Origin of the sequence: Vibrio coralliilyticus, assembly GCF_024449095.1 — a bacterium.
GTDB classification, from domain to species: Bacteria; Pseudomonadota; Gammaproteobacteria; order Enterobacterales; family Vibrionaceae; genus Vibrio; species Vibrio coralliilyticus_A.
In genome coordinates this window covers 2,774,331-2,799,400 of record NZ_CP024627.1, presented here as the reverse complement: position 1 = coordinate 2,799,400, position 25,070 = coordinate 2,774,331, and the positions used below count along the sequence as shown (strand labels likewise).

24 protein-coding genes are annotated in these 25,070 nt (G+C 45.7%); 13 read left to right on the top strand and 11 right to left on the bottom strand.

Going from position 1 to position 25,070, the window contains the following annotated elements:
• The first annotated feature begins 20 nt into the window (after positions 1 to 20).
• A complete protein-coding gene (gene rpoS / locus CTT30_RS13100) occupies positions 21 to 1,004 on the top strand; it encodes an RNA polymerase sigma factor RpoS (protein WP_239837826.1) in 984 nt (327 codons plus the stop codon).
• 71 nt (positions 1,005 to 1,075) lie between these two features.
• Here the strand turns inward: rpoS and CTT30_RS13095 are convergent, their stop codons facing one another.
• Positions 1,076 to 2,350 (bottom strand): HlyC/CorC family transporter, encoded by a 1,275-nt coding sequence (locus CTT30_RS13095; RefSeq protein ID WP_252035364.1) that lies wholly within the window; start codon positions 2,348 to 2,350, stop codon positions 1,076 to 1,078.
• A gap of 122 nt (positions 2,351 to 2,472) precedes the next feature.
• Positions 2,473 to 3,267, bottom strand: coding sequence for a cytochrome C assembly family protein (locus CTT30_RS13090; protein ID WP_239837824.1), 795 nt, complete (start codon positions 3,265 to 3,267; stop codon positions 2,473 to 2,475).
• A gap of 208 nt (positions 3,268 to 3,475) precedes the next feature.
• On the opposite strand from CTT30_RS13090, the gene ffh reads away from it, so the two are divergent.
• From ffh to rplS, 5 genes are all read left to right on the top strand, one after another.
• On the top strand, positions 3,476 to 4,855 hold the full coding sequence (ffh, locus tag CTT30_RS13085; RefSeq protein ID WP_239876864.1) for a signal recognition particle protein: 1,380 nt from the start codon (positions 3,476 to 3,478) through the stop codon (positions 4,853 to 4,855).
• Positions 4,856 to 5,062: 207 nt separating this feature from the next.
• Positions 5,063 to 5,311: a 30S ribosomal protein S16 gene (gene rpsP / locus CTT30_RS13080; protein WP_005438039.1), complete on the top strand. Its 249-nt coding sequence runs from the start codon at positions 5,063 to 5,065 to the stop codon at positions 5,309 to 5,311.
• Positions 5,312 to 5,340: 29 nt separating this feature from the next.
• Positions 5,341 to 5,889, top strand: a complete 549-nt coding sequence (rimM, locus tag CTT30_RS13075) for a ribosome maturation factor RimM (RefSeq protein ID WP_252035363.1) — start codon at positions 5,341 to 5,343, stop codon at positions 5,887 to 5,889.
• A gap of 46 nt (positions 5,890 to 5,935) precedes the next feature.
• Positions 5,936 to 6,679: a tRNA (guanosine(37)-N1)-methyltransferase TrmD gene (gene trmD, locus CTT30_RS13070; RefSeq protein WP_252035362.1), complete on the top strand. Its 744-nt coding sequence runs from the start codon at positions 5,936 to 5,938 to the stop codon at positions 6,677 to 6,679.
• A gap of 41 nt (positions 6,680 to 6,720) precedes the next feature.
• Positions 6,721 to 7,074, top strand: coding sequence for a 50S ribosomal protein L19 (gene rplS / locus CTT30_RS13065; RefSeq protein ID WP_045977783.1), 354 nt, complete (start codon positions 6,721 to 6,723; stop codon positions 7,072 to 7,074).
• A 131-nt stretch (positions 7,075 to 7,205) separates the two neighbouring features.
• Here rplS and yacG read toward each other — a convergent pair whose 3' ends face one another.
• The 8 genes from yacG to nadC form a co-directional block, all read right to left on the bottom strand.
• The gene (gene yacG / locus CTT30_RS13060; protein ID WP_252035361.1) at positions 7,206 to 7,397 is read right to left on the bottom strand and encodes a DNA gyrase inhibitor YacG; all 192 of its coding nucleotides are present in this window, start codon (positions 7,395 to 7,397) and stop codon (positions 7,206 to 7,208) included.
• A gap of 52 nt (positions 7,398 to 7,449) precedes the next feature.
• The gene (gene zapD, locus CTT30_RS13055; RefSeq protein ID WP_252035360.1) at positions 7,450 to 8,190 is read right to left on the bottom strand and encodes a cell division protein ZapD; all 741 of its coding nucleotides are present in this window, start codon (positions 8,188 to 8,190) and stop codon (positions 7,450 to 7,452) included.
• Positions 8,191 to 8,223: 33 nt separating this feature from the next.
• Positions 8,224 to 8,832 carry a dephospho-CoA kinase gene (gene coaE, locus CTT30_RS13050; RefSeq protein ID WP_252035359.1) on the bottom strand — a complete coding sequence of 203 codons (609 nt, stop codon included), beginning with the start codon at positions 8,830 to 8,832 and terminating at the stop codon, positions 8,224 to 8,226.
• Position 8,833: 1 nt separating this feature from the next.
• Positions 8,834 to 9,703 carry a prepilin peptidase gene (locus CTT30_RS13045; protein WP_252035358.1) on the bottom strand — a complete coding sequence of 290 codons (870 nt, stop codon included), beginning with the start codon at positions 9,701 to 9,703 and terminating at the stop codon, positions 8,834 to 8,836.
• 49 nt (positions 9,704 to 9,752) lie between these two features.
• Positions 9,753 to 10,988, bottom strand: coding sequence for a type II secretion system F family protein (locus CTT30_RS13040; protein WP_252035357.1), 1,236 nt, complete (start codon positions 10,986 to 10,988; stop codon positions 9,753 to 9,755).
• 9 nt (positions 10,989 to 10,997) lie between these two features.
• Entirely contained in the window at positions 10,998 to 12,647 is a 1,650-nt protein-coding gene (pilB, locus tag CTT30_RS13035; protein WP_252035356.1) for a type IV-A pilus assembly ATPase PilB, read from the bottom strand.
• A complete protein-coding gene (locus CTT30_RS13030) occupies positions 12,647 to 13,087 on the bottom strand; it encodes a pilin (RefSeq protein WP_252035355.1) in 441 nt (146 codons plus the stop codon). Before CTT30_RS13030 ends, pilB begins: the two co-directional genes overlap by 1 nt.
• A 223-nt stretch (positions 13,088 to 13,310) precedes the next feature.
• Entirely contained in the window at positions 13,311 to 14,198 is an 888-nt protein-coding gene (nadC, locus tag CTT30_RS13025) for a carboxylating nicotinate-nucleotide diphosphorylase (RefSeq protein ID WP_252035354.1), read from the bottom strand.
• Positions 14,199 to 14,329: 131 nt separating this feature from the next.
• Here nadC and ampD point away from each other — a divergent pair, with 131 nt between their 5' ends.
• A complete protein-coding gene (gene ampD, locus CTT30_RS13020; protein ID WP_252035353.1) occupies positions 14,330 to 14,875 on the top strand; it encodes a 1,6-anhydro-N-acetylmuramyl-L-alanine amidase AmpD in 546 nt (181 codons plus the stop codon).
• An 88-nt stretch (positions 14,876 to 14,963) separates the two neighbouring features.
• Here ampD and fldB read toward each other — a convergent pair whose 3' ends face one another.
• Positions 14,964 to 15,485 (bottom strand): flavodoxin FldB, encoded by a 522-nt coding sequence (gene fldB, locus CTT30_RS13015; protein WP_239865423.1) that lies wholly within the window; start codon positions 15,483 to 15,485, stop codon positions 14,964 to 14,966.
• Positions 15,486 to 15,648: 163 nt separating this feature from the next.
• Here fldB and xerD point away from each other — a divergent pair, with 163 nt between their 5' ends.
• From xerD to aceF, 6 genes are all read left to right on the top strand, one after another.
• Positions 15,649 to 16,545, top strand: a complete 897-nt coding sequence (xerD, locus tag CTT30_RS13010; protein WP_252036648.1) for a site-specific tyrosine recombinase XerD — start codon at positions 15,649 to 15,651, stop codon at positions 16,543 to 16,545.
• 40 nt (positions 16,546 to 16,585) lie between these two features.
• Positions 16,586 to 17,338, top strand: coding sequence for a bifunctional protein-disulfide isomerase/oxidoreductase DsbC (gene dsbC, locus CTT30_RS13005; protein ID WP_252035352.1), 753 nt, complete (start codon positions 16,586 to 16,588; stop codon positions 17,336 to 17,338).
• 147 nt (positions 17,339 to 17,485) lie between these two features.
• The gene (recJ, locus tag CTT30_RS13000) at positions 17,486 to 19,222 is read left to right on the top strand and encodes a single-stranded-DNA-specific exonuclease RecJ (RefSeq protein WP_252035351.1); all 1,737 of its coding nucleotides are present in this window, start codon (positions 17,486 to 17,488) and stop codon (positions 19,220 to 19,222) included.
• A 353-nt stretch (positions 19,223 to 19,575) separates the two neighbouring features.
• A complete protein-coding gene (pdhR, locus tag CTT30_RS12995; RefSeq protein ID WP_006958126.1) occupies positions 19,576 to 20,343 on the top strand; it encodes a pyruvate dehydrogenase complex transcriptional repressor PdhR in 768 nt (255 codons plus the stop codon).
• A gap of 49 nt (positions 20,344 to 20,392) precedes the next feature.
• Positions 20,393 to 23,056: a pyruvate dehydrogenase (acetyl-transferring), homodimeric type gene (aceE, locus tag CTT30_RS12990; protein WP_239876876.1), complete on the top strand. Its 2,664-nt coding sequence runs from the start codon at positions 20,393 to 20,395 to the stop codon at positions 23,054 to 23,056.
• Between the two features lie 19 nt (positions 23,057 to 23,075).
• The gene (aceF, locus tag CTT30_RS12985) at positions 23,076 to 24,974 is read left to right on the top strand and encodes a pyruvate dehydrogenase complex dihydrolipoyllysine-residue acetyltransferase (RefSeq protein ID WP_252035350.1); all 1,899 of its coding nucleotides are present in this window, start codon (positions 23,076 to 23,078) and stop codon (positions 24,972 to 24,974) included.
• Positions 24,975 to 25,070 lie beyond the last annotated feature (96 nt).

Here is a 25,070-nt window from a genome sequence, read left to right as displayed (position 1 = left end):
GCTCGCCAGGGGGAGGCGCTATGAGTATCAGCAATGCAGCAACGAAAGTCGAAGAGTTTGAGCTTGGACCTACAATGGAATCGATTCAAGCAAGCGAACAGACTACTACCAACCGCACCCAATCTGAGGACGCCAAAGAGGAATTTGACGCTTCCACAAAGAGTCTGGATGCCACCCAACTTTACTTAGGGGAAATCGGTTTTTCTCCGCTACTCACCGCAGAAGAAGAAGTGTTGTACGCTCGCCGTGCCTTAAGAGGCGACGAAGCTGCGCGTAAACGCATGATTGAAAGTAACCTTCGTCTAGTAGTAAAAATATCTCGTCGATATAGCAATCGTGGTCTTGCCTTACTCGACTTAATCGAAGAGGGCAACCTTGGATTGATCCGAGCGGTTGAGAAGTTTGATCCTGAAAGAGGTTTCCGATTTTCCACTTACGCCACATGGTGGATTCGTCAGACTATTGAACGCGCCCTGATGAATCAGACTCGTACCATTCGTTTGCCAATTCATGTTGTCAAAGAACTCAATATTTATTTGCGTACTGCTCGAGAGCTATCACAAAAGCTTGACCATGAACCAACGGCAGAAGAGATTGCATCACAGCTGGATAAGCCTGTTGACGATGTCAGTAAGATGCTACGCCTCAACGAACGCATTAGCTCCGTTGATACACCGATTGGTGGTGATGGTGAGAAAGCGCTTCTGGACATTATTCCAGATGTAAATAACTCGGACCCAGAAGTATCCACTCAAGATGATGATATTAAGTCTTCATTGATCCACTGGTTAGATGAGCTCAATCCGAAGCAGAAAGAAGTACTGGCTCGTCGATTTGGACTACTAGGGTATGAACCCTCTACCTTGGAAGAAGTGGGACGAGAAATCAATTTAACTCGTGAACGCGTTCGCCAGATCCAAGTCGAAGGCTTACGCCGCTTGAGAGAGATCCTGATAAAACAGGGGCTGAATATGGAAAATCTATTCAGTATAAACGAAGAGTAAATTCTTAAGTGAAGAAAAAGCCTTGGCAGTGCCAAGGCTTTATTATTTTGTAGCGTGCTATCTATTGGTAATTAGCTTTCTTTAACAATACTTGGAAAAACTTTGACTAGCTTAATACGGTTTTCTTCCAGTTCGACAATTTCCATCGGATGCCCCGATACCTGAACACTCAAGTGGCTTTCAGGAATATCTTCTAGGTGTTCTAGAATCAAGCCATTTAATGTTCTTGGTCCGTCGGTCGGTAATTTCCACATCAGACCTTTGTTAATATCTCGAATGTTGGCGCTGCCTTCGATCAGGAAACTGCCATCGCCTTGGGGCGTGATTTCATCGGAGAGGCTTGGTGCAATGGACGTAGTAAACTCACCTACGATTTCTTCCAGAATATCTTCTAGAGTGATCAAGCCGATGATGTCACCATATTCGTTAACGATCAGGCCAATGCGTTCTTTATTGCGCTGGAATTTAAGTAGCTGAATATTGAGTGGTGTCCCTTCAGGAATGAAGTACACTTCGTCAGCGGCTCTCAGTAGTGTTTCTTTATTAAACTCGTTCTTTTCCAGCATTAAGCGATAAGACTCTCGTAAGCGTAGCATGCCAACGACTTCGTCAATCTGATCTCGGTAAAGCACGACTCGACCATGAGGTGAGTGGGTCAGCTGACGAACAATGGATTTCCAGTCGTCATTAATATCAATACCGGTAATCTCGTTTCTTGGCACCATGATGTCATTCACAGTCACATGTTCAAGATCGAGTATTGAGATCAACATATCTTGGTGACGCCTCGGGATCAGACTACCTGCTTCATTGACCACAGTGCGCAGTTCTTCTGAACTCAGGTGATCATCACCACCATGATTCGCTCGAATCCCAAGTAAACGGATAAAACCATTGGTAATGAAGTTTACTAACATCACTAGGGGTGAAAGTAGCCTCATCAAAATACTGAGTAAAATACTGCTGGCATAGGAGACTCGCTCAGGATAGAGCGCCGCCAGTGTTTTTGGGGTGACTTCTGCAAAGACGAGAATCACCATAGTTAAAGCGCCAGTGGCAATTGCCACACCGATATCGCCGTATAAGCGCATACCAAGAATGGTGGCGATGGCAGAGGCGAGAATGTTGACTAAGTTATTGCCAATCAGAATTAAACCAATCAAACGATCTGGGCGATCTAAGAGTTTCTCGACTCGCTTAGCGCCTTTATGTCCATGATTTGCAAGGTGCTTTAGGCGATAGCGATTCAGGGCCATCATACCAGTCTCTGAACCTGAGAAATATCCTGAAATAACAATCAGACACGCGAGTAGCGCAAACAAGATACCCGTTGATATGTCGTCCAAAACTTATCTTTTCCTTTTGATGTTTGATTAATTTATGACCTAACTAAAGCGCCAAGTCAATCTCAGGTTGCGGGCGAAGTATTGTAAAAGAAAGGTGCACTGTATGCACCTTTGAATATCAATTAGTTAAGAATGATCTCACGAACAAAGCGACTACCGAAGTAAGCTAGCGTCAATAAGGTTGCACCTGCTACGGCAAACCATGTGACTTTACGACCACGCCAGCCCTTTTGATAATGTCCCCAAAGCAGTATCGAGTACACTACCCACGCAATAAACGACAAGATGCCTTTGTGCGCTTTTCCTTGAGCGAACATATCCTGCACAAACACAAAACCCGTTATTAGCGTTCCCGTTAAAAGCAAGTTACCGACAAGGATGATGTTAAACAATTGTCGCTCAACCATCAGAAGTGGTGGCAAGTTAGGGTTGATCACTAAAGCTTTTTTCGCTTTAAGTTTATGATCTAACCATGCCAGCTGCAGGGCGTATAATGCGCCTATGGTTAGCGTTGAATAGGAAAACAACGCTAAAGAAATGTGGATCAGTAACTTAGGATCTTGTTCTAAGTGAGTAATGAAGGTACTCGGCAAGAAGGCCGCGGCAGATAGGTTAATCGCAGCAAAGCTATATACAACGGGAAGTAAGAACCACAAACGTGTTCTAAGCATAGCTAGGCTTAGGACCAGAGAAATAATAAAGCTAATCAATGAGGCGACATTGAGAATGCTAAGGTTCTGTCCTGAACCCTCAATAATCAGATCACTTAATAGCCAGGCATGAAAAGCGAGCGCTAAGAATGCACTGATAAAGACAGTTTTGGCTCGGATCCCTGTTTGATGTACAAGGCCTGGTACTATGGTTGCGATTGCTAAAAAATAGAGCACAGCAGCAGCAACGGCGATTAAGTTATCCATTCTTCTCTTAAAGATCGGGTGAATTTTTAACAAATTATACCCTGCATCAACCGCTTGGGCTATGACTTATCTCCCTGATTTGTGTCTCATCAGAGAGCAAATGTTATCGCGGCAGTGCAAAGGGTGGGCTGGCTAAGGTATACTCACAATAATTTGTCGTCATTTTTAGGGCGACTACACTGTGAGTCGCTCAGGTAAAGAGACTAAGATGTTTGAGAATTTAACGGATCGATTATCCAAAACGCTGAAGAATATCAGCGGTAAAGGTCGTTTGACCGAAGACAATATAAAAGACACGTTACGCGAAGTGCGTATGGCGCTGCTTGAAGCGGATGTCGCTCTTCCGGTTGTACGTGATTTTGTCAAACGCGTTAAAGAAGGCGCGGTGGGTGTTGAGGTTTCTAAATCTTTAACGCCAGGCCAAGAGTTCATAAAGATTGTTCAATCTGAACTTGAAGCCGTTATGGGCGAATCTAATGAAGCGTTAAACCTTGCTGCACAGCCACCAGCTGTCATTTTGATGGCGGGTCTGCAAGGTGCGGGTAAGACTACGTCGGTGGGTAAGCTCTCTAAGCTACTGAAAGAAAGAGATAAGAAGAAAGTTCTTGTAGTCTCTGCGGACGTTTATCGCCCGGCGGCGATTAAACAGCTAGAAACACTGGCTTCAGACATTGGTGTCGACTTTTTCCCATCTTCTCCTGACCAAAAGCCGATTGATATTGCCAATGCGGCCATTGATCATGCGAAGAAGAAATTTTATGACGTTCTTCTTGTCGATACTGCGGGGCGCCTAGCTATTGATGAGCAGATGATGGGGGAGATACAAGAACTTCACTCTGCAATTGATCCTGTTGAAACTCTGTTTGTTGTCGATGCAATGACTGGTCAGGATGCCGCCAATACAGCGAAAGCGTTTGGCGATGCGTTACCATTGACGGGTGTGATCCTAACCAAGGTCGATGGTGATGCGCGTGGTGGTGCGGCACTTTCGGTTCGTCACATCACAGGTAAACCAATTAAGTTCTTGGGTGTCGGTGAGAAAACCGATGCATTAGAACCATTCCACCCAGATCGTGTTGCTTCTCGTATCCTAGGTATGGGAGATGTGCTTTCTCTTATTGAAGACCTTCAGCGTAATGTTGATACCGAGAAAGCAGAAAAACTGGCGAAGAAGTTCAAAGAGAAGAAAGGTTTCGACCTTGAAGACTTCCGTGAACAACTTGGTCAGATGCAGAACATGGGCGGCATGATGGGCATGATGGATAAGCTGCCAGGCATGAGCAATTTGCCAGACAACGTCAAAGATAAAGTCGATGACAAGATGTTTAAGCAAATGGAAGCCATCATTAACTCAATGACCATGAAAGAACGTCAACGTCCTGAATTGATCAAGGGATCACGTAAGAAACGTATTGCTGCGGGCTCGGGTACTCAAGTTCAAGATGTCAATCGCCTGTTAAAGCAGTTCACTCAGATGCAGAAGATGATGAAGAAAATGCAGAAGGGTGGCATGAAAGGCATGATGCGCAACATGCAAGGCATGATGGGTGGCATGGGCGGCGGTGGCTTCAACCCATTTGGGCGTTAAGCTAAGTCATCGGCAATATTTCAAGGTGTTAGCTGAGTCACAAACTTAAATACCATTTTATGTTGGTGAAAAAGTAGCTAAAGACCTTGCATTGCTCCGGAATAAGAGTAAAATTCCGGAGCTTTATTTTGGCACGAGACCCCAAACTGTTTTTTGTTAAGCGGTTCCTGGGGTTAATTTTATTTTTGAGAAAGCAAAGAGGACGACATGGTAACCATTCGTTTGGCACGTCACGGCGCTAAGAAGCGTCCATTTTATCAAATCGTAGTAGCGGACAGCCGCAATGCTGCAACTGGCCGTTTCATCGAGAAAGTGGGTTTCTTCAACCCAACAGCTAAAGGTCAAGAAGAAGGTCTACGTCTAGACCTAGATCGCGTTAACCACTGGGTTGGTCAAGGCGCATCTCTATCTGACCGCGTAGCTAAGCTAGTTAAAGACGCTCAAAAAGCGGCTTAATTCTTAAATCAAGAAGTAGTAATTAGCTTATGTCGATGAAAGGTAAAGAAACGATGAGCAGTGAGAAAATTGTTGTAGGTAAGTTTGGTGCTTCTTACGGCATTCGTGGCTGGCTTAAAGTTTTTTCCTACACAGACAATACTGAGAGCATATTTGATTACACGCCTTGGTTTATTAACCCAAAAGGCGAGTGGGTTGAGCGTAAAGTAGAAAGCTGGAAGCGCCATAACAAAGGTTTGGTGGTAAAGCTGGAAGGTTTGGATTTGCGTGAAGATGCGCAATTGCTGACGAACTTTGAAATCGCCATTGACCCTGCGGTACTGCCGGAATTGCCAGAAGATGAGTTCTACTGGCGTGATTTGATTGGAATGCAAGTAGTCACCGACAAAGGTTACGACTTAGGCACTGTCTCTGACATGCTGGAAACGGGTTCCAACGATGTTCTGGTTGTTAAAGCAAATCTAAAAGATGCTTTCGGGCAAAAGGAACGATTAATTCCGTTCCTTGAAGAGCAAGTGATCAAGTTGATTGATCGCGAAGCTCAACGGATCGAAGTTGACTGGGATCCTGGATTCTAACTCCAAGTAACGGAGCGATTGAACCAAGTTTATATTGGTGAAAAACATGTGGGTTGGCGTAATTAGCCTATTTCCTGAAATGTTCCGCAGCGTTACTGATTATGGAGTAACAGGTCAAGCGGTTAAAAAAGGTCTTTTGTCGATTGAGACATGGAATCCTCGTGATTTCACTCATGACAAGCATCGTACAGTTGATGACAGACCTTACGGTGGTGGCCCTGGTATGTTGATGATGGTTCAGCCTTTGCGCGATGCTATCCATACCGCTAAAAAAGCCTCACCGGGTAAGACGAAAGTCATTTACCTATCTCCCCAAGGTCGTAAGCTTGACCAACAAGGGGTTGAAGAGCTGGCAACAAATGAGAATTTGCTTCTGATTTGTGGTCGCTATGAAGGGGTAGATGAGCGTGTCATCCAATCTGAAGTTGACGAAGAATGGTCAATTGGAGATTTTGTGATGACGGGTGGAGAAATTCCAGCCATGACGCTAATCGACTCGGTTTCTCGGTTTATACCGGGGGTGCTGGGTGATTTTGCATCAGCAGAAGAAGACTCTTTTGCTAATGGTTTATTGGATTGCCCACATTACACGCGTCCGGAAGTATTAGATGGAGAAGAAGTGCCCGCGGTACTGAAATCCGGTAATCACAAGGACATTCGTCGTTGGCGGCTCAAGCAGTCGTTAGGCCGTACCTGGCTAAGAAGACCAGAGCTCCTGGAAAACCTAGCTCTGACTGACGAACAGGAACTATTACTCGCAGAGTTCATTAAAGAACACAAAGCGAAGTAACCTATTAAATTTAGTATCAGTTTATTCTAGGAATATTGAAAATGAGTAACATCATCAAGGCTCTTGAAGAAGAGCAAATGAAAAAAGACCTGCCTAACTTTGCACCTGGTGACACAGTTGTTGTTCAAGTTAAGGTAAAAGAAGGTGACCGTGAGCGTCTACAGGCTTTCGAAGGCGTTGTAATCGGTATTCGTAACCGTGGTCTACACTCTGCATTCACTGTACGTAAGATTTCTAACGGTGAAGGTGTAGAGCGTACGTTCCAAACTCACTCTCCAATGGTTGATAGCATTGAAGTTAAACGCCGCGGTGCAGTACGTCGTGCCAAACTGTACTACCTACGTGAGCGTTCTGGTAAGTCAGCTCGTATTAAAGAGAAACTTGCTAAGAAGTAATGCTATAACTAGCGTTCTCATATTAAACGGAGTCCTTTTGGACTCCGTTTTTTTATGGTTTTAGTTAGCCAAACTTAATGGATGTGTTTGTTGTTAGGTTGTGCTCGTCTCTCAAGTGTCAAGATAATTCACTATTGATCTTCAGACCAGCCATCAGAATCCGACATGTCGGGTGCTCCCGGGATGGTATTTTCTTCATCTGCCCATTCACCAAAATCTATAATCTGACATTGTTTGCTGCAGAAAGGGCGGTGAGGGCTTTGCTCTCCCCATTCGACGTCGGTGCCACATTTAGGGCAGGGTACGATGGTGGTTTTGGGCATGTGATTTTCTCTGTGAACATTTAGATATTTGGACGAGTATAGCGTGATTGGGTTAGCTACACACGGCCAAACGAAATTGAATATTATCAATGGAGGCTTGGCCAGATGCGAAGCTTATAAATTTGATTGCAAAACGATTCTTATGACCAGAAATCATGGGGTATACCCCATATTGCATCGGGATTTCTAGACGCAAAATATTCGCTTCTTCGGCATCACTTTGGTAGAAGCCTGCCTGAGCTTCTTGTGGTTGAAAATGACCTGTTTCACGAGTTAGGCGTAGCCAGAGTTTGAGAGCATCGGTGAGTGGTTGGAGCGTATCTAACCAAAGCTTAGTGTCTTTGTTTTTTTGATCAAGAGGTAAATGCAGCCAGTGGTGCAATGCAGGTAAATCAAAACAGCAAGAGCCGCCAGGTAAGTTAAATCTTTGACGAATAGCACTGAGAAAACGATCTTCCTTGAGGCTTTGACCAAAGCGCTCTGCAGCCATCAGTTTACTATGGACATTATCGACTTCGCTAAGCACATTGCTCAACATGTCCTGATCCACCCCTTCAACATCAAGCCAAGAACGGTATGTTAATCGCTGTTTCTCAATGTCTTTCGCCAGCTCACTTTTTAGCTGGATTTGCTCGAAGATCTCCAAAAGATCAAACAAAGAACGGAAAAACAATAAGTGCTGCATGTCATCACTAAATTGAGAAGAAACGCTTAATTGGTTAAGCAAAGCTTCAACACGTAAATATATGCGAGTTTTCTCATTTAGTGGATGTTCAAAAAAGTGCGTTGTCATTACATGCGGCCTTTGATTCTTCTTCCTTTATTCTCACCGATTTTCCCTACATATTTCTAGGTACTTTTGATGTAATTCTGTGATTTGAGGCAAAAGTTCTTGGTTTGTTGCATTATTTCTAATCACATCGTCTGCGATTGACAGTCGTTGTGAACGGCTAGCTTGAGCGTCTAAGATAGCGTCGACTTGTTCAATCGGGACTCCATCTCTTTCCATGGTTCTTTGCCGTTGTACTTGCTCATCAACATCGACAACCAATACTCTGTTTGCCAAGCTTTGGAGGTTATTTTCAACCATGAGTGGAATAACCAGCAAAGCATAAGGAGATGAAGCCTTGGCTATATCTGCCTGCATCTTTTCGCGAATCATGGGATGCAGCAGTTGGTTTATCCAAGCTTTTTCCTTGTCACAGGCAAAGATGCTTTCTCTTAGTTTAGCTCGGTTGAGCGTTCCGTCTGCCAGTAAAATGTTAGAACCGTATCGTGCTTCTATCGCTTTCAGTCCTTCACTGCCTGGCTCAACAACTTCTCGGGCAATGACATCCGCATCAACAATTTCAATACCAAACTGATCGTGAAAGAGGTTGGCGACGGTGGTTTTCCCACTGGCAATACCGCCTGTTAGGCCGACGACAAAAGGCATATTAGATCCCCAGAATTTGTGTAAAGTACCAGTTGATGATGCTTTCTCCCCACATTGCACTGATCCAGCCTGCAATCGCAAGGTAGGGGCCAAACGGGAAGGCTTTGTCTATCCCTTGTTTTTGTAGTCGTAGTTGAATTAGGCCAAAAAGTAATCCAACGAGTGAGGAAAGCAGAACAATAACAGGCAAATACTGCCAGCCTAACCAAGCGCCTAGTGCGGCAAGAAGCTTGAAATCACCATAACCCATGCCTTCTTTACCAGTGAGAAGTTTGAACCCCCAGTAAATAGACCATAGGCACAAATAGCCTACTATTGCTCCAGTCACAGAGTCTTGCAAAGACACAGGGCTCAAGCCTAGTAATGATAATGCTATCCCAGACCAAATCAGTGGTAAGGTCAATTGATCAGGCAACAGCATAGTATCGAGATCGATGAAAGTTGCTGCGATTAAAACAAAGGTAAAGAACAATAAGGCAACGGCGAACACACTCAGTTCAAATTGGTAAGCAATCGAGAAACTCATTAACCCCGAGATAAGTTCAACGAGAGGGTAGCGTGGGGAAATGCGGTGTTGACAAGCTCGGCATTGACCACGTAAAGCAAGCCAACTGATCAGCGGAATATTATCAATATTACGAATTTGAGTGTTACAGCTTGGGCAAGTTGACCTAGGGACACTCAGATTATAAGTCCCCTCAGGTGGCTGAATGCCATACTCTGGAAAACTCTCTGCGCATTCATGTCGCCACTCTCGTTCCATCATCTTAGGCAAGCGATGAATGACGACGTTAAGAAAGCTGCCTATGATCAGACCAAAAAGGGTCGCTAGGGTTGGAAACAACCATGGGTAATAATTGAAAAGTTCCATAAAAATTTCAGTTGCTTGAATACGCCGTCTTTGAGTTGAGGTGGATATACTATCCCATAATGTTCATTAAGTTAAAGATAGGCAGGTACATAGCGATCACCAAACTTCCCACTAAACCTCCTAAAGCAAGAATCAAAATCGGCTCAAGTGTTTTCGCAAGGCTTTCAACAGTTGCGTCGATATCTGCTTCATATTGATTCGCGACTCTAGTCAGCATGTCATCCAGTCGCCCAGACTCTTCACCGATCATAATCATTTGCACCATGAGTTCGGGGAAGTCTCTCGATTGGCGCATGGTTGAATGTAAAGCGATTCCCGCGCTTGTTTGTTGGATGAGATGTCTGATGATGTGCTGATAGTAAGCATTGTCTGTTGTACGTGCTGCTGTTTCCAAGCTAGTGAGAATGGGCAGGCCTGACTTTAGACTGGTAGACAGTGTACGACTAAAGCGCGCCATACAGCTTTTGAGGAGTAAGGTTCCGAGAATGGGAAGATGTAATGTTACACGACTTAACCAATACCTGAATCTAGCTGAGCTTCGATATATAGATACAAAAGCAACAGGAATCAGAACACTCATTGTTCCAATACTCAAACTATGGTGCTGCACGGCTTGTGATAATGAAAGAACTTGCTGGGTAAACCATGGAAGCTCAGCACCATAACCGATGAATAGAGCTTCAAATTCGGGAATGACTTTGGTGAGCATTAATAGCGAGACGGCTAATGCTGTTAGAACGACCAAGCTGGGATAGATAGCAGAGCGTTGGACTCTCGAGGTCAATTGCTCTGTTTTTTCTCTATATTGAGCAATGCGCTCTAATGAAGCGGCTAAATTACCCGTTTTTTCACCCATGTCGACAATATCTATATAGAGGGCATCAAAGTATCGAGAGGAGTGCTTGAGAGCGCTTGATACCGACAGACCAGCTTGGAGTTGGTGGCTTATCATCCACAATACCGAGCGCAGTTCGGCACGCTTTTGATTCTGCATGATGAGTTTAAGTGACGTCGTGATAGGCAAACCAGACGCCAGCATAGTCGCCCACTGACGGGTTATATTAGTGAGATCTTTCGTCCTCACTTTATGTTTTATACGGGAGTAGCCTGGTAATGGCTTTTGGCGAATAAGACGTACACTGATATCGCGCTCGTTCAGTTGTTCTGCCACTTGTGCCTCACAAATTGCGAGCATTGTCCCTTTTAGCTTCAAACCTTTGTGGTTGATGCCTTGCCAATAGTATGAGCCCAATTGGGTAGTCGTGGGAATGGGAACTTTGTTCATGCTCAAAAACTAGAGTAGCACCCGCTGTAGTTCTGTTTGACTGGTTACCCCTTGCGTAAGCTTCTCAATTCCAGATTGGCGCAGAGTCTGCATCCCCTGCTCGATCGCCAAGCTTTCAATGTGGTGGGTTGGCGCTCTGGCAGCAATCGCTTCTGATATTTCTGGAGTGACGGTAAGAATTTCAAACAGTCCGATTCGTCCCGAATAACCTTGATGGCATGAACTGCAGCCTAATGGGTCAGCTTTGAATTCCTGAATTTTTTCTGAGTCTGGACGTTTACAGTGAGGGCACAGACGCCTGACTAACCTTTGTGCAACGATAAGACTTAAAGAAGCCGCGATATTGAAAGGTTCGATGCCCAGGTTTTGTAAACGTAGAATGGCTTCTGCAGCCGAGTTAGTGTGCAGAGTTGAAAGCACTAAATGCCCGGTCTGCGCTGCTTTGGCTGCGATTTCCGCTGTTTCACGGTCTCGTATTTCTCCGACCATAACAACATCAGGATCTTGGCGTAAAAAAGCTCGAAGAGCTTGAGCAAAATGAAACCCAATTTGGGGTTGGATTTGAACCTGATTGATTCCCGATACATGCATTTCAACAGGATCCTCTGCTGTCGCAATATTGACTTCACTTTGATTGAGAATATTCAGGCCACTGTATAACGACAACGTCTTGCCACTGCCTGTTGGGCCTGTGATTAGGATCATTCCCTGAGGTTTAGCTAACGCTCTACGATAGTGCTCACTTTGTGATGGGCTATAGCCTAAATGCTCTAAATCGAAGCTGGTTTTCCGGTTATCGAGCAGCCGCAATACGACTTTTTCTCCCCATATGGTCGGTAAAGTCGAGACACGTATATCGATGGCCTTTGAGGATGCGATCGCTAAGGTGATTCTGCCATCTTGTGGTAGGCGACGTTCTGCAATGTCGAGCTTAGCTAATATTTTGAGCCGAGCAATTAAACGATTAGATAGGTGGTGAGGGGGCTGTTGTCTTTCAATCAGTAAGCCATCACACCTGAATCGAACACGGAACCAGTTTTCATAAGGCTCAAAATGGATATCAGAGGCACGTTTGCGCACGGCGTCTAGCAGTACTTGATGTATGTACTGGCTAATAGGTGAAGTATCTTGATAGAGGGCTTCATGATCCGCACTTTCTTCTTCAGTGGTCTCGACCAGCTGCTCAAGCTCTTGATCGCTGATTGCTTTAAAACCAAACCTCTCACCTGAAAATTTATCACCATATAAGTGGTGTATCGCCTCCATCAAAATATGGATCTGACAGAGTACTAACTTGACTTTTAGACCTGTGGCAAAGCGAAAGTCTTGTTCAATTTCTGCAATCGATGGGTCACTGATCGCTAAGGTCAATTGGTGACTATCTATATGAAGGGGCAGCGCTGAATGTCGGCAAACTAAATCGCTAACTCCTAGGCGCTGACAGCACGAGATATAATCAAATGAGTCTAGCTGAATGATGGTGAGGGAGAAGAGTTCACTGATCATTGTGACCAGTTTTTGTGGTGATATATCGTCGAGAGTGAGCAGTGCAGTACAGGCATCCGCTTTCTGGGTATTCATTGCCGCCATGGCATGTAAGGCTTGAGCTTGAGTTATTTTGTTCGCTCTCTGTAGTAAGTGAGGTAATTGGCTCATCATTAGCGACTCGGACACCAATTCTGGCTTTCAGTACCACTACAGCTGACTGCCCATGTAATCCCACTTGTTGATGAATTGGGGGTTAAGTGAACGCTGGCATTGCTTGGTAGTGAGCCTTTTGAGCCTGATAATGCTGCGGTAATGACACTGATAGAACCACTTGTCTGTGCATTGACGTAAAAACCGTTGAAGTTTTGTTGTGATGGCACACCATTGTTACCTGAAATACAGCTAGCAGCAGAAGCACTGTTTGTTAGGCAAAGGCTTACCGCAGTTTTCATCACTGATGTTGCATTGAGCATATCGCTGGCATGGGCACGCTGGGTGTAGCTTTGATAAGCAGGAATCGCGAAGGCCGATAAAATTCCGATGATCGCCACAACGATCATCAACTCAATCAGAGTAAAGCCACGTAATGCAATATTGTTTGGTAACGTCATGAGAGTCCTACGTACTTTTCATTAGCGTGAGAAGAGTAGGGAAAGGACTTTACGCTGAATATTAGGCTGGAGGAGACTCGCGAGAAGGTAAGCTTAGCTTAATCGATATAAGACATCTGAATTGCATAGCTGTTTGAATTGCGGTTTATTTTGCTTAGTGATTTGCCTACATTAAAAACGACAAGAGAGAGGTTATTCCTCTCTCTTGTCGTTAGTGGTGGGCTTACTTAAAGCGCATCGACAAGTCCATGGCTTTGAGGTGTTTGGTCAGAGCGCCAACAGAAATGTAATCAACCCCCGTTTCAGCGTATTCACGCAGGGTTTCTAGAGTGACATTACCAGAGTTTTCTAGTGCTGCTCGGCCTGCGTTAATTCTTACCGCTTCACGCATCATGTCGGTTGTAAAATTATCAAGCATGATGATGTCAGCACCAGCCTCGATGGCCTCAGTCAGTTCTTGTAAACTTTCTGTTTCTACTTCAACAGGTTTGCCCGGGTTCAACTGCTTAGCATTTTTAATTGTTTGAGTGATACCGCCATTGGCAATAATGTGATTTTCTTTGATGAGATAGGCATCGAAAACGCCGATACGGTGATTGAAACCACCGCCACATGCAACGGCGTACTTTAGTGCGCTACGTAGGCCAGGAATCGTTTTACGGGTATCCAACAATCGGCAATTAGTGCCTTCGAGCTGTTTGGCGTACTCGGCAGTAATCGTGGCACAACCAGATAGCGTTTGGATAAAGTTCATTGCATTACGTTCACCAGTCAATAGCGCGCGTGAGGGACCAGATAGGTGACAAAGTGCCTGATTAGGTTCAACCGTATCGCCATCTTGTACGTGCCACTCGATCTTTACTTCGCCACCAAGTTGCCTGAAGACCTCATCAGCCCAAGCCTGACCACAAAATACGCCGTGTTCACGGGTAATGATGGTGGCTTCGTTATGAGCATCGGCTGGGATTAGACTTGCGGTGATATCAGCGGCTGGATCTAAAGTGCCACCGAGATCTTCTTTTATGGTTTCGGTAACGGAGCGAGAGATTTCCAGAGGCAAATGCTGTTTCAAATATTCAAGGCGTTCTTGGCTATTGTGGGTTTCTTTCATTGCAAATCTAATGAGCAGTTGAACATAAGGTGCGCATGATACGATGACTGCGAGGGAAATTCAGCCATTATTGTGGTATTTCACGCTTGAAAGTCTAAAATCAATAACTTAGTAAACAAAAGGAGACAAACATGATTGATGAAAACGGCTGGTATCAAGCTGCCAGGCATGTGCCGTCTCCCTTTTTTGATCAACGAACCGATGTAACGGATATCTCCTTACTAGTGATACATAATATCAGCCTGCCACCTGGCCAATTTGGCGGGCCATACATCGAGCAGTTTTTTACGGGGCAACTGAACGCTGAAGAGCATCCATTTTTTAAAGTGATTCATCAGATGGGCGTTTCTGCACATTGTCTGATCAGGCGTGATGGTGAGGTGGTGCAGTTTGTGCCGTTTACGGCAAGAGCGTGGCACGCAGGTGTATCCAGTTTTGCGGGGCGAGAAAAGTGTAACGACTATTCAATTGGAATTGAATTGGAAGGCAGTGATTACGTCGCGTATACCGATGAGCAATATCAAGCCCTCACTGAGCTGACGAAATGGATACAAAAATATTACCCTAAAATCACCTTGCCTCGAATAACGGGCCATCAATACATTGCGCCGCTGAGAAAAACCGATCCGGGTTTGGTGTTTGATTGGAGGAGGTATCGAAAAGGGCTACCTTCTTAAAGACAGGAGACAATATTTTTCAATAAAAGGCTTCGCTAGGGGAGTGAGGATCGCCATTCTCGTCAGCGAAGCATTATAAAGTCGGCTTTTATAGTGTTTCTTGATATTCCACTAGGACTTGTTCAATCCAAGTCGCAATGCGCTCATCACTCAGTTCATACTGAGAGTCTTCGTCCAATGCTAAGCCAACAAATTGGTTACCATCTTCCGTTAGCGCTTTTGAGGCTTCAAACTCGTAGCTTTCATCGTTTGGCCAGTAGCCAATCAGGTTAGCACCGGTCTTCTTCAGTTCGTCGTGCAACATCCCCATAGCATCCAGATACCATTCGCCATAGCCTTCTTGATCGCCTAAGCCGAACAACGCGACGGTTTTGCCACTTAGCGGTACGCCACCGATTTGATCCCATATCTCATTCCAGTCTTCCTGAATTTCGCCAAAGTCCCAGGTCGAGATACCTAAAATCAGAAAGTCATAATTAACCATTTCTGTCAGAGGAGTGTCTTTGACATTGCGGATATCTACCAGTTCTTCACCTATGATGGCGCGCATTTTCTCCGCGGCCATTTCTGTGTAGCAAGTTGTCGAACCGTAAAACAGACCAATTTTCATCACTTTCTTTTTCATTATTTTGAATCAATAGCGAATTCTAAACACAAAATGGCGAGCTTTGCAGCGAATATCCATATCGAATGGCAATTTTTATGGCTTTATTGCTGTGTGGCACTTACATTGAGCGCATATCATAACGTTGAGGATTATTGTGTCAGAAGTGATGTCACCCGATCAGGGCATGGTGGAGCAGTTTTTGGATACGATGTGGATGGAGCGAGGGTTATCCGAGAATACGTTGGCATCTTATCGTAATGATTTATCCAAATTACTTCACTGGATGGCTGAAAATAACTACAGACTCGATTTTATTAGCTTGTCTGGTTTACAGGACTACCAAAGTTGGTTAATGGAACAGGGGTACAAGCAGACTTCACGAGCCCGTATGTTGTCTGCGATCCGTCGTTTGTTCCAGTATCTACACAGAGAAAAAGTGCGAGCGGATGATCCTAGTGCTTTACTCGTTAGCCCTAAATTACCTAAGAGGCTACCCAAAGATCTCAGTGAAGAGCAGGTTGAAGCACTGCTGAATGCACCGGATCCAAACGATGCAATGGAATTACGCGATAAAGCCATGCTGGAATTGCTTTATGCGACAGGCTTGCGTGTCACAGAGCTGGTCAGCTTAACGATGGAAAACATCAGCCTTCGTCAGGGCGTTGTTCGTGTCACTGGTAAAGGTGGTAAAGAGCGCTTGGTTCCGATGGGCGAAAATGCAGTCGACTGGATTGAAACTTTTATCCAACAAGGTAGGTCTGAGTTACTTGGAGATACAACATCTGATGTTGTCTTTCCAAGCAAGCGTGCGCGCCAAATGACGCGTCAGACGTTTTGGTATCGTATCAAGCATTATGCGGTTTTGGCTGGCATTGATACCGAGATACTGTCACCGCATGTATTGCGCCATGCTTTTGCGACGCATTTGCTCAACTACGGCGCTGACCTGCGAGTGGTACAGATGCTACTCGGACACAGTGACTTGTCGACAACACAAATTTATACTCATGTAGCAACTGAACGATTGAAACAGCTACACAGTGATCATCACCCAAGAGCTTAAGCGCTCATGGTTATAACTAAATCGATTTAAGGTGAATTTAATGAGCGTACTACGCCGAGTGACTCTACTTACGTTACCACTGCTTGTGGCAGCACAGGCAGTATCTGCAGCGGAAGTAAAATTTGATACAGCTCAGCTTGAAGAGCGTTTTGCCAAGCTAGGATTGGAAGTGAAAAAAGTGGCGCCTGCAGATATCGATGGTTTAGTCGAAGTGCAGACCAGTGGAGGAATTCTTTTTGCTTCACCAGACGGTGAATACTTTTTAGCAGGTACACTTTATAAGCTTGATGGCAATGGCCAATATGAAGATGTGCTGGCGAAACGTCAGGCGCCGATCAATGCGGCTAAAATCGAAGCATTCAAAGACAGCATGATCGAGTTTAAGGCTAAAGACGAGAAATACGTTATCACTGTCTTCACGGATATTACCTGTGGCTACTGTGTACGTCTTCATAACCAAATGAAAGATTACAATGATTTGGGTATCACTATTCGTTACATGGCTTACCCACGTCAAGGGGCAACGGGTTCTGTTGCGGATCAAATGGCAGCAATTTGGGGCTCGGACGAACCACAAGCTGCCATGCATAACGGTAAGGTGAAACGTGAGTTCCCAGAAAAGAGCAAAGATTTCGCCAAGTATCAGGAAATCATCAAAGAGCATTATACTCTTGGGCGTGAGTTAGGTATTAGTGGCACGCCAGCGATTTTCCTACCAAATGGTGAAATGGTTGGCGGCTACTTACCACCAGAACAGATGCTGCAACGCCTACAACAAACACAAAAATCGTAATTCAATCTCCAGAGTTACGTTTGAGCGCCTGACAAGCGACCCTGTGATGAGAATCCTATGTCATGAATTAGGTTGATATAAGATTCTCATCTGTTAACTTGTTCGCTATTCAGGCGTCCTGCCCAAGAACAAGGCTCAATCCAATCTATGATCGAAATTCAACGCCGGCCTGAGGTTGATCTCAGTCTGCTTTCCACCGACATTGCTCCACTTCTTAAGCGCATTTACATCTCACGTGGTATCACCAGTGCCCAGCAGTTAGAAACGACTGCGCGTGCATTGCATTCTTATCAAAAATTGCATGGTATTGACGCCGCGGTCGAGCTGCTATTTGAATCTATTCAGAGTAATCAACGTATTATTGTTGTCGGAGATTTCGATGCTGATGGGGCAACCAGCTCGGCTCTATCGGTGCTCGCATTGCGAATGCTTGGTTCCAATAACGTCGATTATTTGGTGCCGAATCGCTTTGAAGATGGTTATGGTCTTAGCCCAGAAGTCGTTGATCAGGCGATTGAGATTGGCGCTGAAGTGATCATGACGGTCGATAATGGTGTCTCTTCAATTGATGGTGTGCGATACGCCAAAGAGCAGGGGCTAAAAGTATTAGTTACTGACCACCACCTGCCGGGCCATGAGTTACCTAACGTCGATGCGATGGTCAACCCAAATTTAGAAGAGTGCGCTTTTCCTTCGAAAGCCTTGGCTGGCGTGGGAGTGGCGTTTTATCTCATGATGGCGTTGTGTGTTCATATGAGAAAGCAGGGATGGTTTGCCGAGCAGGGCATGGCTGAACCAAAATTGATGGAGCTGATTGATTTGGTGGCTCTGGGTACGGTTGCTGATGTGGTGCCATTGGATGAAAACAATCGTATTCTGGTTCACCAAGGTCTGCAGCGTATTCGTGCCGGCAAAGCACGACCTGGCATTCAAGCATTGATTGAAGTCGCAAAGCGAGATGCGCGTCGGTTGGTTGCTGCCGATTTCGGTTTTGCACTAGGTCCGCGTATCAACGCAGCTGGTCGCTTAGATGATATGTCGTTTGGTGTTGAGCTTTTGATGGCCAACAACATTCATGCTGCACGTCGTATGGCAAGTGAGCTGGATGGTCTGAACCAAACGCGTAAAGAAATTGAAGAAGGTATGAAGCAGGAAGCAATGGCTTTTTGTGAGCGTCTTCAGTTTGGTGACAAGGATATGCCTCATGGGCTGGTGCTGTTTCAGCGTGATTGGCACCAAGGTGTGATTGGTATTTTGGCATCTCGAATCAAAGAAAAGTTCCACCGACCTGTGATTGCCTTCGCCGATGGTGGTGAAGGGAGCATTAAGGGCTCATGTCGTTCGATTCCGGGCCTACATATGCGTGATACTCTCGATCGTATTGATACTCAAAACCCCGGCTTGATCCTCAAGTTTGGTGGTCACGCCATGGCAGCTGGCCTGACGATCATGGAAAAAGACTTCGAACGATTTGCTCAGTTGTTTGATGAGGCTGTGAAACAAGAGTTGGACGACGCCGCACTCAAAGGTGTGATTTTGTCTGACGGTGAGTTGAAGCCTGAAGAGTTTTCTATGCATATCGCAGAGATGCTTCGTGCTGGTGGACCTTGGGGGCAAGCTTTCCCTGAACCTCTGTTCGACGGTGAATTTAAAGTGCTTCATCAGAAATTGGTTGGCGAGAAGCACCTGAAGCTGATGCTGGAGCCTTTACATAAAGGTCAACCGACCAACATCATGATTGATGGGATTGCTTTTAATGTCGATCTGCGTCGCTGGCCAGATGCGTCAGTGAAAACGGTACGTTTGGCTTACAAGCTGGATATCAACGAGTTTCGAGGTAATCAGTCACTGCAATTGATGATTGACCATATCGAAGCAAAATAGTCTTTCACGAAATGTAGGAACGGGCTGCGCTTGTGAAAGCGCAGCCCGTTTTTGTTTACTAGCAACGACGACTCTCTTCTTTTCCCGACATCTTCTGTTCATATTCCTTTAAAACTGACCAATTAAAGTGTGATTGCTAGCACGATTTATTCCCATCTGTTTATATTTTGTAATTGGTCAGACCAATTTGATTGCTGTTTTAATCGGCTAATGTTATCAAAGTGTTGATGCATGGCTCGTTCTATGATGTGGGTCAATTTTTGACTGGAACTTGCGTTTTAATTATGTTAATTTCGTCGCCAACTTAAAATTGGTAATACCAATTGACTGCAAAGAGTAGAAGAACAACAACTATGGCTTATCAAAGGATTCGTCAGCCAAAACTCTCTGATGTAATTGAACAAGAGTTAGAACGGCTGATTGTGGAAGGAACATTGTCTCCGGGGCAGCAGTTGCCACCAGAGCGCGAACTGGCAAAGCAGTTTGATGTGTCTCGTCCTTCAATCCGTGAGGCAATTCAACGCCTCGAAGCTAAACGTCTTCTCACTCGTCGCCAGGGTGGTGGCACATTTGTTAGCGAGAATATCTGGACGAGTTTTTCAGATCCTCTGCTAAATTTATTGTCTAGCCATTCGGAAACACAGCTGGATTTACTCGAAACGCGCCATGCGATGGAAGGTATCTCTGCTTATTTTGCAGCAGTTCGTGGCACCGATGAGGACTTTGCCCGTATTCAGGCTTGCCTGAAAAACATCAGCGAAGAGCAAACGAAGAAAAATGTTGAAGCGGAAGCGGCTGCGGTGATGCAGTTTCTGATCGCTTTGACTGAAGCGGCGCACAACGTTGTCTTGCTTCATATCGTTCGCAGTTTGGCCCCTTTGCTGGAGCAAAACGTCCTTCAGAATCTTAAGCTCTTACATCGCCGCGATGAAGTGGTGGAAAAAGTAAGTAAACACCGAGCTAATATCGTTGATGCGATCGTTTCTGGTCAGCCAGAAAAGGCGCGTGAAATGTCGCACTCACACTTAGCTTATATTGAAGAAACATTGTTGGATTTGAGTCGTGAAGAGTCTCGCCGTGAGCGATCTTTGCGTCGAATTCAGCAGGGTAACGACTCGTAAAGAGCGTTACTTAAATAAGTAGATCCAACCAACAGAAGGATAGATCGCCATGTCTGATATGAAGCATGACGTAGACGCACTGGAAACTCAAGAATGGCTACAAGCCCTTGAGTCAGTTGTACGTGAAGAAGGTGTAGAGCGTGCTCAGTTCCTACTAGAGCAAGTTCTGGACAAAGCACGTCTAGACGGTGTTGACATGCCAACAGGAATCACAACCAACTACATCAACACGATTCCTGCAGATCAAGAACCAGCTTACCCAGGTGACACAACACTTGAGCGCCGTATTCGTTCCATCATCCGCTGGAACGCAATCATGATCGTTCTACGTGCATCTAAGAAAGACCTAGAGCTAGGCGGCCACATGGCGTCTTTCCAGTCTTCTGCTGCATTCTACGAAGTATGTTTCAACCACTTCTTCCGTGCTCCAAACGAGACGGACGGTGGCGATCTAGTGTACTACCAAGGTCACATCTCACCAGGTATCTACTCTCGTGCATTCGTTGAAGGTCGTCTAACTGAAGAGCAGCTAGACAACTTCCGTCAAGAAGTAGACGGCAAAGGTATTCCATCATACCCGCACCCTAAACTGATGCCTGAGTTCTGGCAGTTCCCAACAGTATCTATGGGTCTAGGCCCAATTTCTGCGATTTACCAAGCGCGTTTTCTTAAGTACCTTGACGGTCGTGGTCTGAAAGACACGTCTGCTCAACGTGTATACGCGTTCCTAGGTGACGGTGAGATGGATGAGCCAGAATCACGTGGTTCACTGTCTTTCGCAGCTCGTGAGAAACTAGACAACCTATGTTTCCTAGTGAACTGTAACCTACAGCGTCTAGATGGCCCTGTAATGGGTAACGGTAGCATCATCCAAGAGCTAGAAGGCCTATTCAAAGGTGCTGGCTGGAACGTTGTTAAAGTTATCTGGGGTAGCAACTGGGATGCACTACTTGCTAAAGATACGTCTGGCAAGCTTCTACAGCTAATGAACGAAACTGTAGATGGTGACTACCAAACATTTAAATCTAAAGATGGCGCATACGTACGTGAGCACTTCTTTGGTAAATACCCAGAGACAGCTGCACTCGTTGCAGACATGACAGACGACGAAATCTTTGCACTTAAGCGTGGTGGTCACGAGTCTTCTAAACTGTACGCAGCATACAAAAACGCGGCAGAAACTAAAGGTCGTCCAACAGTCATCCTAGCTAAGACTGTTAAAGGTTACGGTATGGGTGAAGCGGCTGAAGGTAAGAACATCGCGCACCAAGTTAAGAAGATGGACATGACTCACGTATTACACCTACGTGATCGTCTAGGTCTTCAAGACATCCTAACTGACGAAGCGGTTAAAGAGCTTCCGTACCTGAAGCTTGAAGAAGGTTCTGCGGAATACGAATACCTACACGCTCGTCGTAAAGAACTAAAAGGTTACACGCCACAGCGTCTACCTAAATTCACTCAAGAATTCAAAGTACCTGAGCTAGAAGAGTTCGCACCGCTACTAAGTGAGCAAAAGCGTGATATTTCTACAACTATGGCTTACGTTCGTACTCTTAATATCCTGCTTAAGAACAAGAACATTGGTAAGAACATCGTTCCTATCATCTGTGACGAAGCACGTACGTTCGGTATGGAAGGTCTATTCCGTCAGATCGGTATCTACAACCCGCACGGTCAGGAATACACACCAGAAGATAAAGGCATTGTTTCTTACTACAAAGAAGCAACATCTGGTCAGGTACTACAAGAAGGTATCAACGAGCTAGGCTCTATGGCATCTTGGGTTGCTGCTGCTACTTCTTACAGCACAAACGATCTGCCAATGATTCCGTTCTACATCTACTACTCTATGTTCGGTTTCCAACGTGTTGGCGACATGGCGTGGATGGCTGGTGACCAACAAGCTCGTGGTTTCCTACTAGGTGCTACTGCTGGTCGTACAACGCTAAACGGTGAAGGTCTACAGCACGAAGACGGTCACTCACACATCATGGCGAACACAGTTCCTAACTGTATCTCTTACGACCCAACATTCGCGTACGAAGTTGCGGTAATCATGCAAGACGGTATCCGTCGCATGTACGGTCCTGAGCAAGAGAACGTGTTCTACTACCTAACGGTAATGAACGAAAACTATGCCATGCCAGCAATGCCAGAAGGCGCTGAAGAAGGCATTCGTAAGGGTATCTACAAGCTTGAGTCTTACGCTGGTGACAAGTCTAAAGTTCAGCTAATGGGCTCTGGCACTATCATGAACGAAGTACGTAAAGCTGCGACTATCCTGAGCGAAGAGTACGGTATCGCGTCTGACGTGTTCTCTGTAACCTCATTCAACGAACTGACTCGCGACGGCCAAGCGGTAGAGCGTGACAACATGCTACACCCAGAAGCTGACGCAAAAGTGCCTTACATCGCACAAGTGATGGGTAGCGAGCCAGCAATCGCAGCGACTGACTACATGAAGAACTACGCAGAACAAGTTCGTGCGTTCATGCCTTCTGAGTCTTATAAAGTACTGGGTACTGATGGCTTTGGTCGTTCAGACAGCCGCGAAAACCTACGTCGTCACTTCGAAGTGAACGCAGGTTACGTTGTTGTAGCAGCGCTAAGTGAACTGGCTAAGCGTGGTGATGTTGAGAAGTCAGTAGTCGTTGAAGCGATTGCTAAATTTGACATCGACACTGAAAAAACTAACCCGCTATACGCTTAATTGAGAAGGTAAATAAGAAATGGCAATCGAAATTAATGTACCAGACATCGGTGCGGATGAGGTTGAAGTTACTGAAATTCTTGTAAGCGTTGGCGACAAGGTTGAAGAAGAGCAGTCTCTGATCACAGTTGAAGGCGATAAAGCTTCTATGGAAGTTCCTGCATCTCAAGCGGGTATCGTTAAAGAAATCAAAGTTGCTGAAGGCGACTCAGTTTCTACTGGTTCTCTAATCATGATTTTCGAAGCCGAGGGTGCAGCTGACGCTGCACCTGCTACGGCAGAGGCTGCACCAGCAGCGGCTCCAGCTCCAGCAGCTGCGGCCCCTTCTGTTGCAAGTGAACTGAAAGAAGTTCACGTACCAGACATCGGTGGCGATGAAGTTGAAGTCACTGAAATCATGGTTGCAGTTGGCGACAGCATCGAAGAAGAGCAATCTCTTCTAACAGTTGAAGGCGACAAAGCTTCTATGGAAGTACCTGCACCATTCGCTGGTACTCTAAAAGAGATCAAAGTAGCAGCAGGCGATAAAGTTACGACTGGTTCGTTAATCATGGTATTCGAAGTAGCAGGCTCTGGCGCTCCAGCGGCACCTGTTGCAGCAGAAACTCCAGTAGCAGCGGCTCCAGCGGCGTCTGCAGCGAAAGAAGTGAACGTTCCAGATATCGGTGGCGACGAAGTTGAAGTGACTGAAATCATGGTTGCAGTTGGCGATACAGTGGAAGAAGAGCAATCTCTAATCACTGTAGAAGGCGACAAAGCTTCAATGGAAGTACCAGCACCATTTGCGGGCACGGTCAAAGAAATCAAGATTGCAGCTGGCGACAAAGTGTCTACTGGCTCTCTAATCATGGTCTTCGAAGTGGCGGGTGCAGCACCAGCTCCTGCAGCGTCTCCAGCTCAAGCGGCGGCACCTGCGGCAGCTCCTAAAGCAGAAGCACCAGCGGCAGCAGATCCAGTAACGACTGGCGATTTCCAAGAGAACAACGAGTACGCACACGCGTCTCCAGTTGTTCGTCGTCTAGCGCGTGAGTTTGGCGTTAACCTGTCTAAAGTTAAAGGTTCTGGCCGTAAGAGCCGTATCCTGAAAGAAGACGTTCAAGCCTACGTGAAGGATGCGCTTAAGCGTCTTGAGTCTGGTGCAGCAGCATCTGGCAAAGGCGGTGACGGCTCTGCTCTTGGCCTTCTACCTTGGCCTAAAGTTGACTTCAGCAAGTTCGGTGAAACTGAAGTTCAGAAGCTTTCTAAGATCAAGAAGATCTCTGGTGCGAACCTACACCGTAACTGGGTAATGATCCCTCACGTTACACAGTGGGATAACGCAGACATCACTGAGCTAGAAGCGTTCCGTAAAGAGCAGAACGCTATCGAAGCGAAGAAAGATACAGGCATGAAGATCACGCCACTTGTGTTCATCATGAAAGCTGCTGCTAAAGCGCTTGAAGCGTTCCCTGCGTTCAACTCTTCTCTGTCTGAAGATGGCGAAAGCATCATTCTGAAGAAGTACGTGAACATCGGTATCGCAGTAGATACGCCAAACGGTCTGGTTGTTCCTGTCTTTAAAGACGTGAACAAGAAAGGCATCTACGAGCTATCTGAAGAGCTAATGGCGGTTTCTAAGAAAGCACGTGCAGGTAAGCTAACTGCGGCTGACATGCAAGGTGGCTGTTTCACTATCTCAAGCCTAGGTGGCATCGGCGGTACTGCGTTCACTCCAATCGTAAACGCTCCAGAAGTCGGTATCCTTGGCGTGTCTAAGTCTGAAATGAAACCTGTATGGAACGGTAAAGAGTTCGAACCTCGCCTACAGCTTCCACTGTCTCTATCATACGACCACCGTGTGATCGATGGTGCTGAAGGTGCGCGCTTCATTACCTTCCTAAACAGTGCGCTATCAGACATCCGTCGTCTGGTTCTTTAATTGAACTGAGATGATTGAGAGGCGGCCTTTTTAGCCGCCTCTGTTAATAGAAACATCTGACAATTGGGTGAAGGAGAACGTTTTCCTAACTTAATT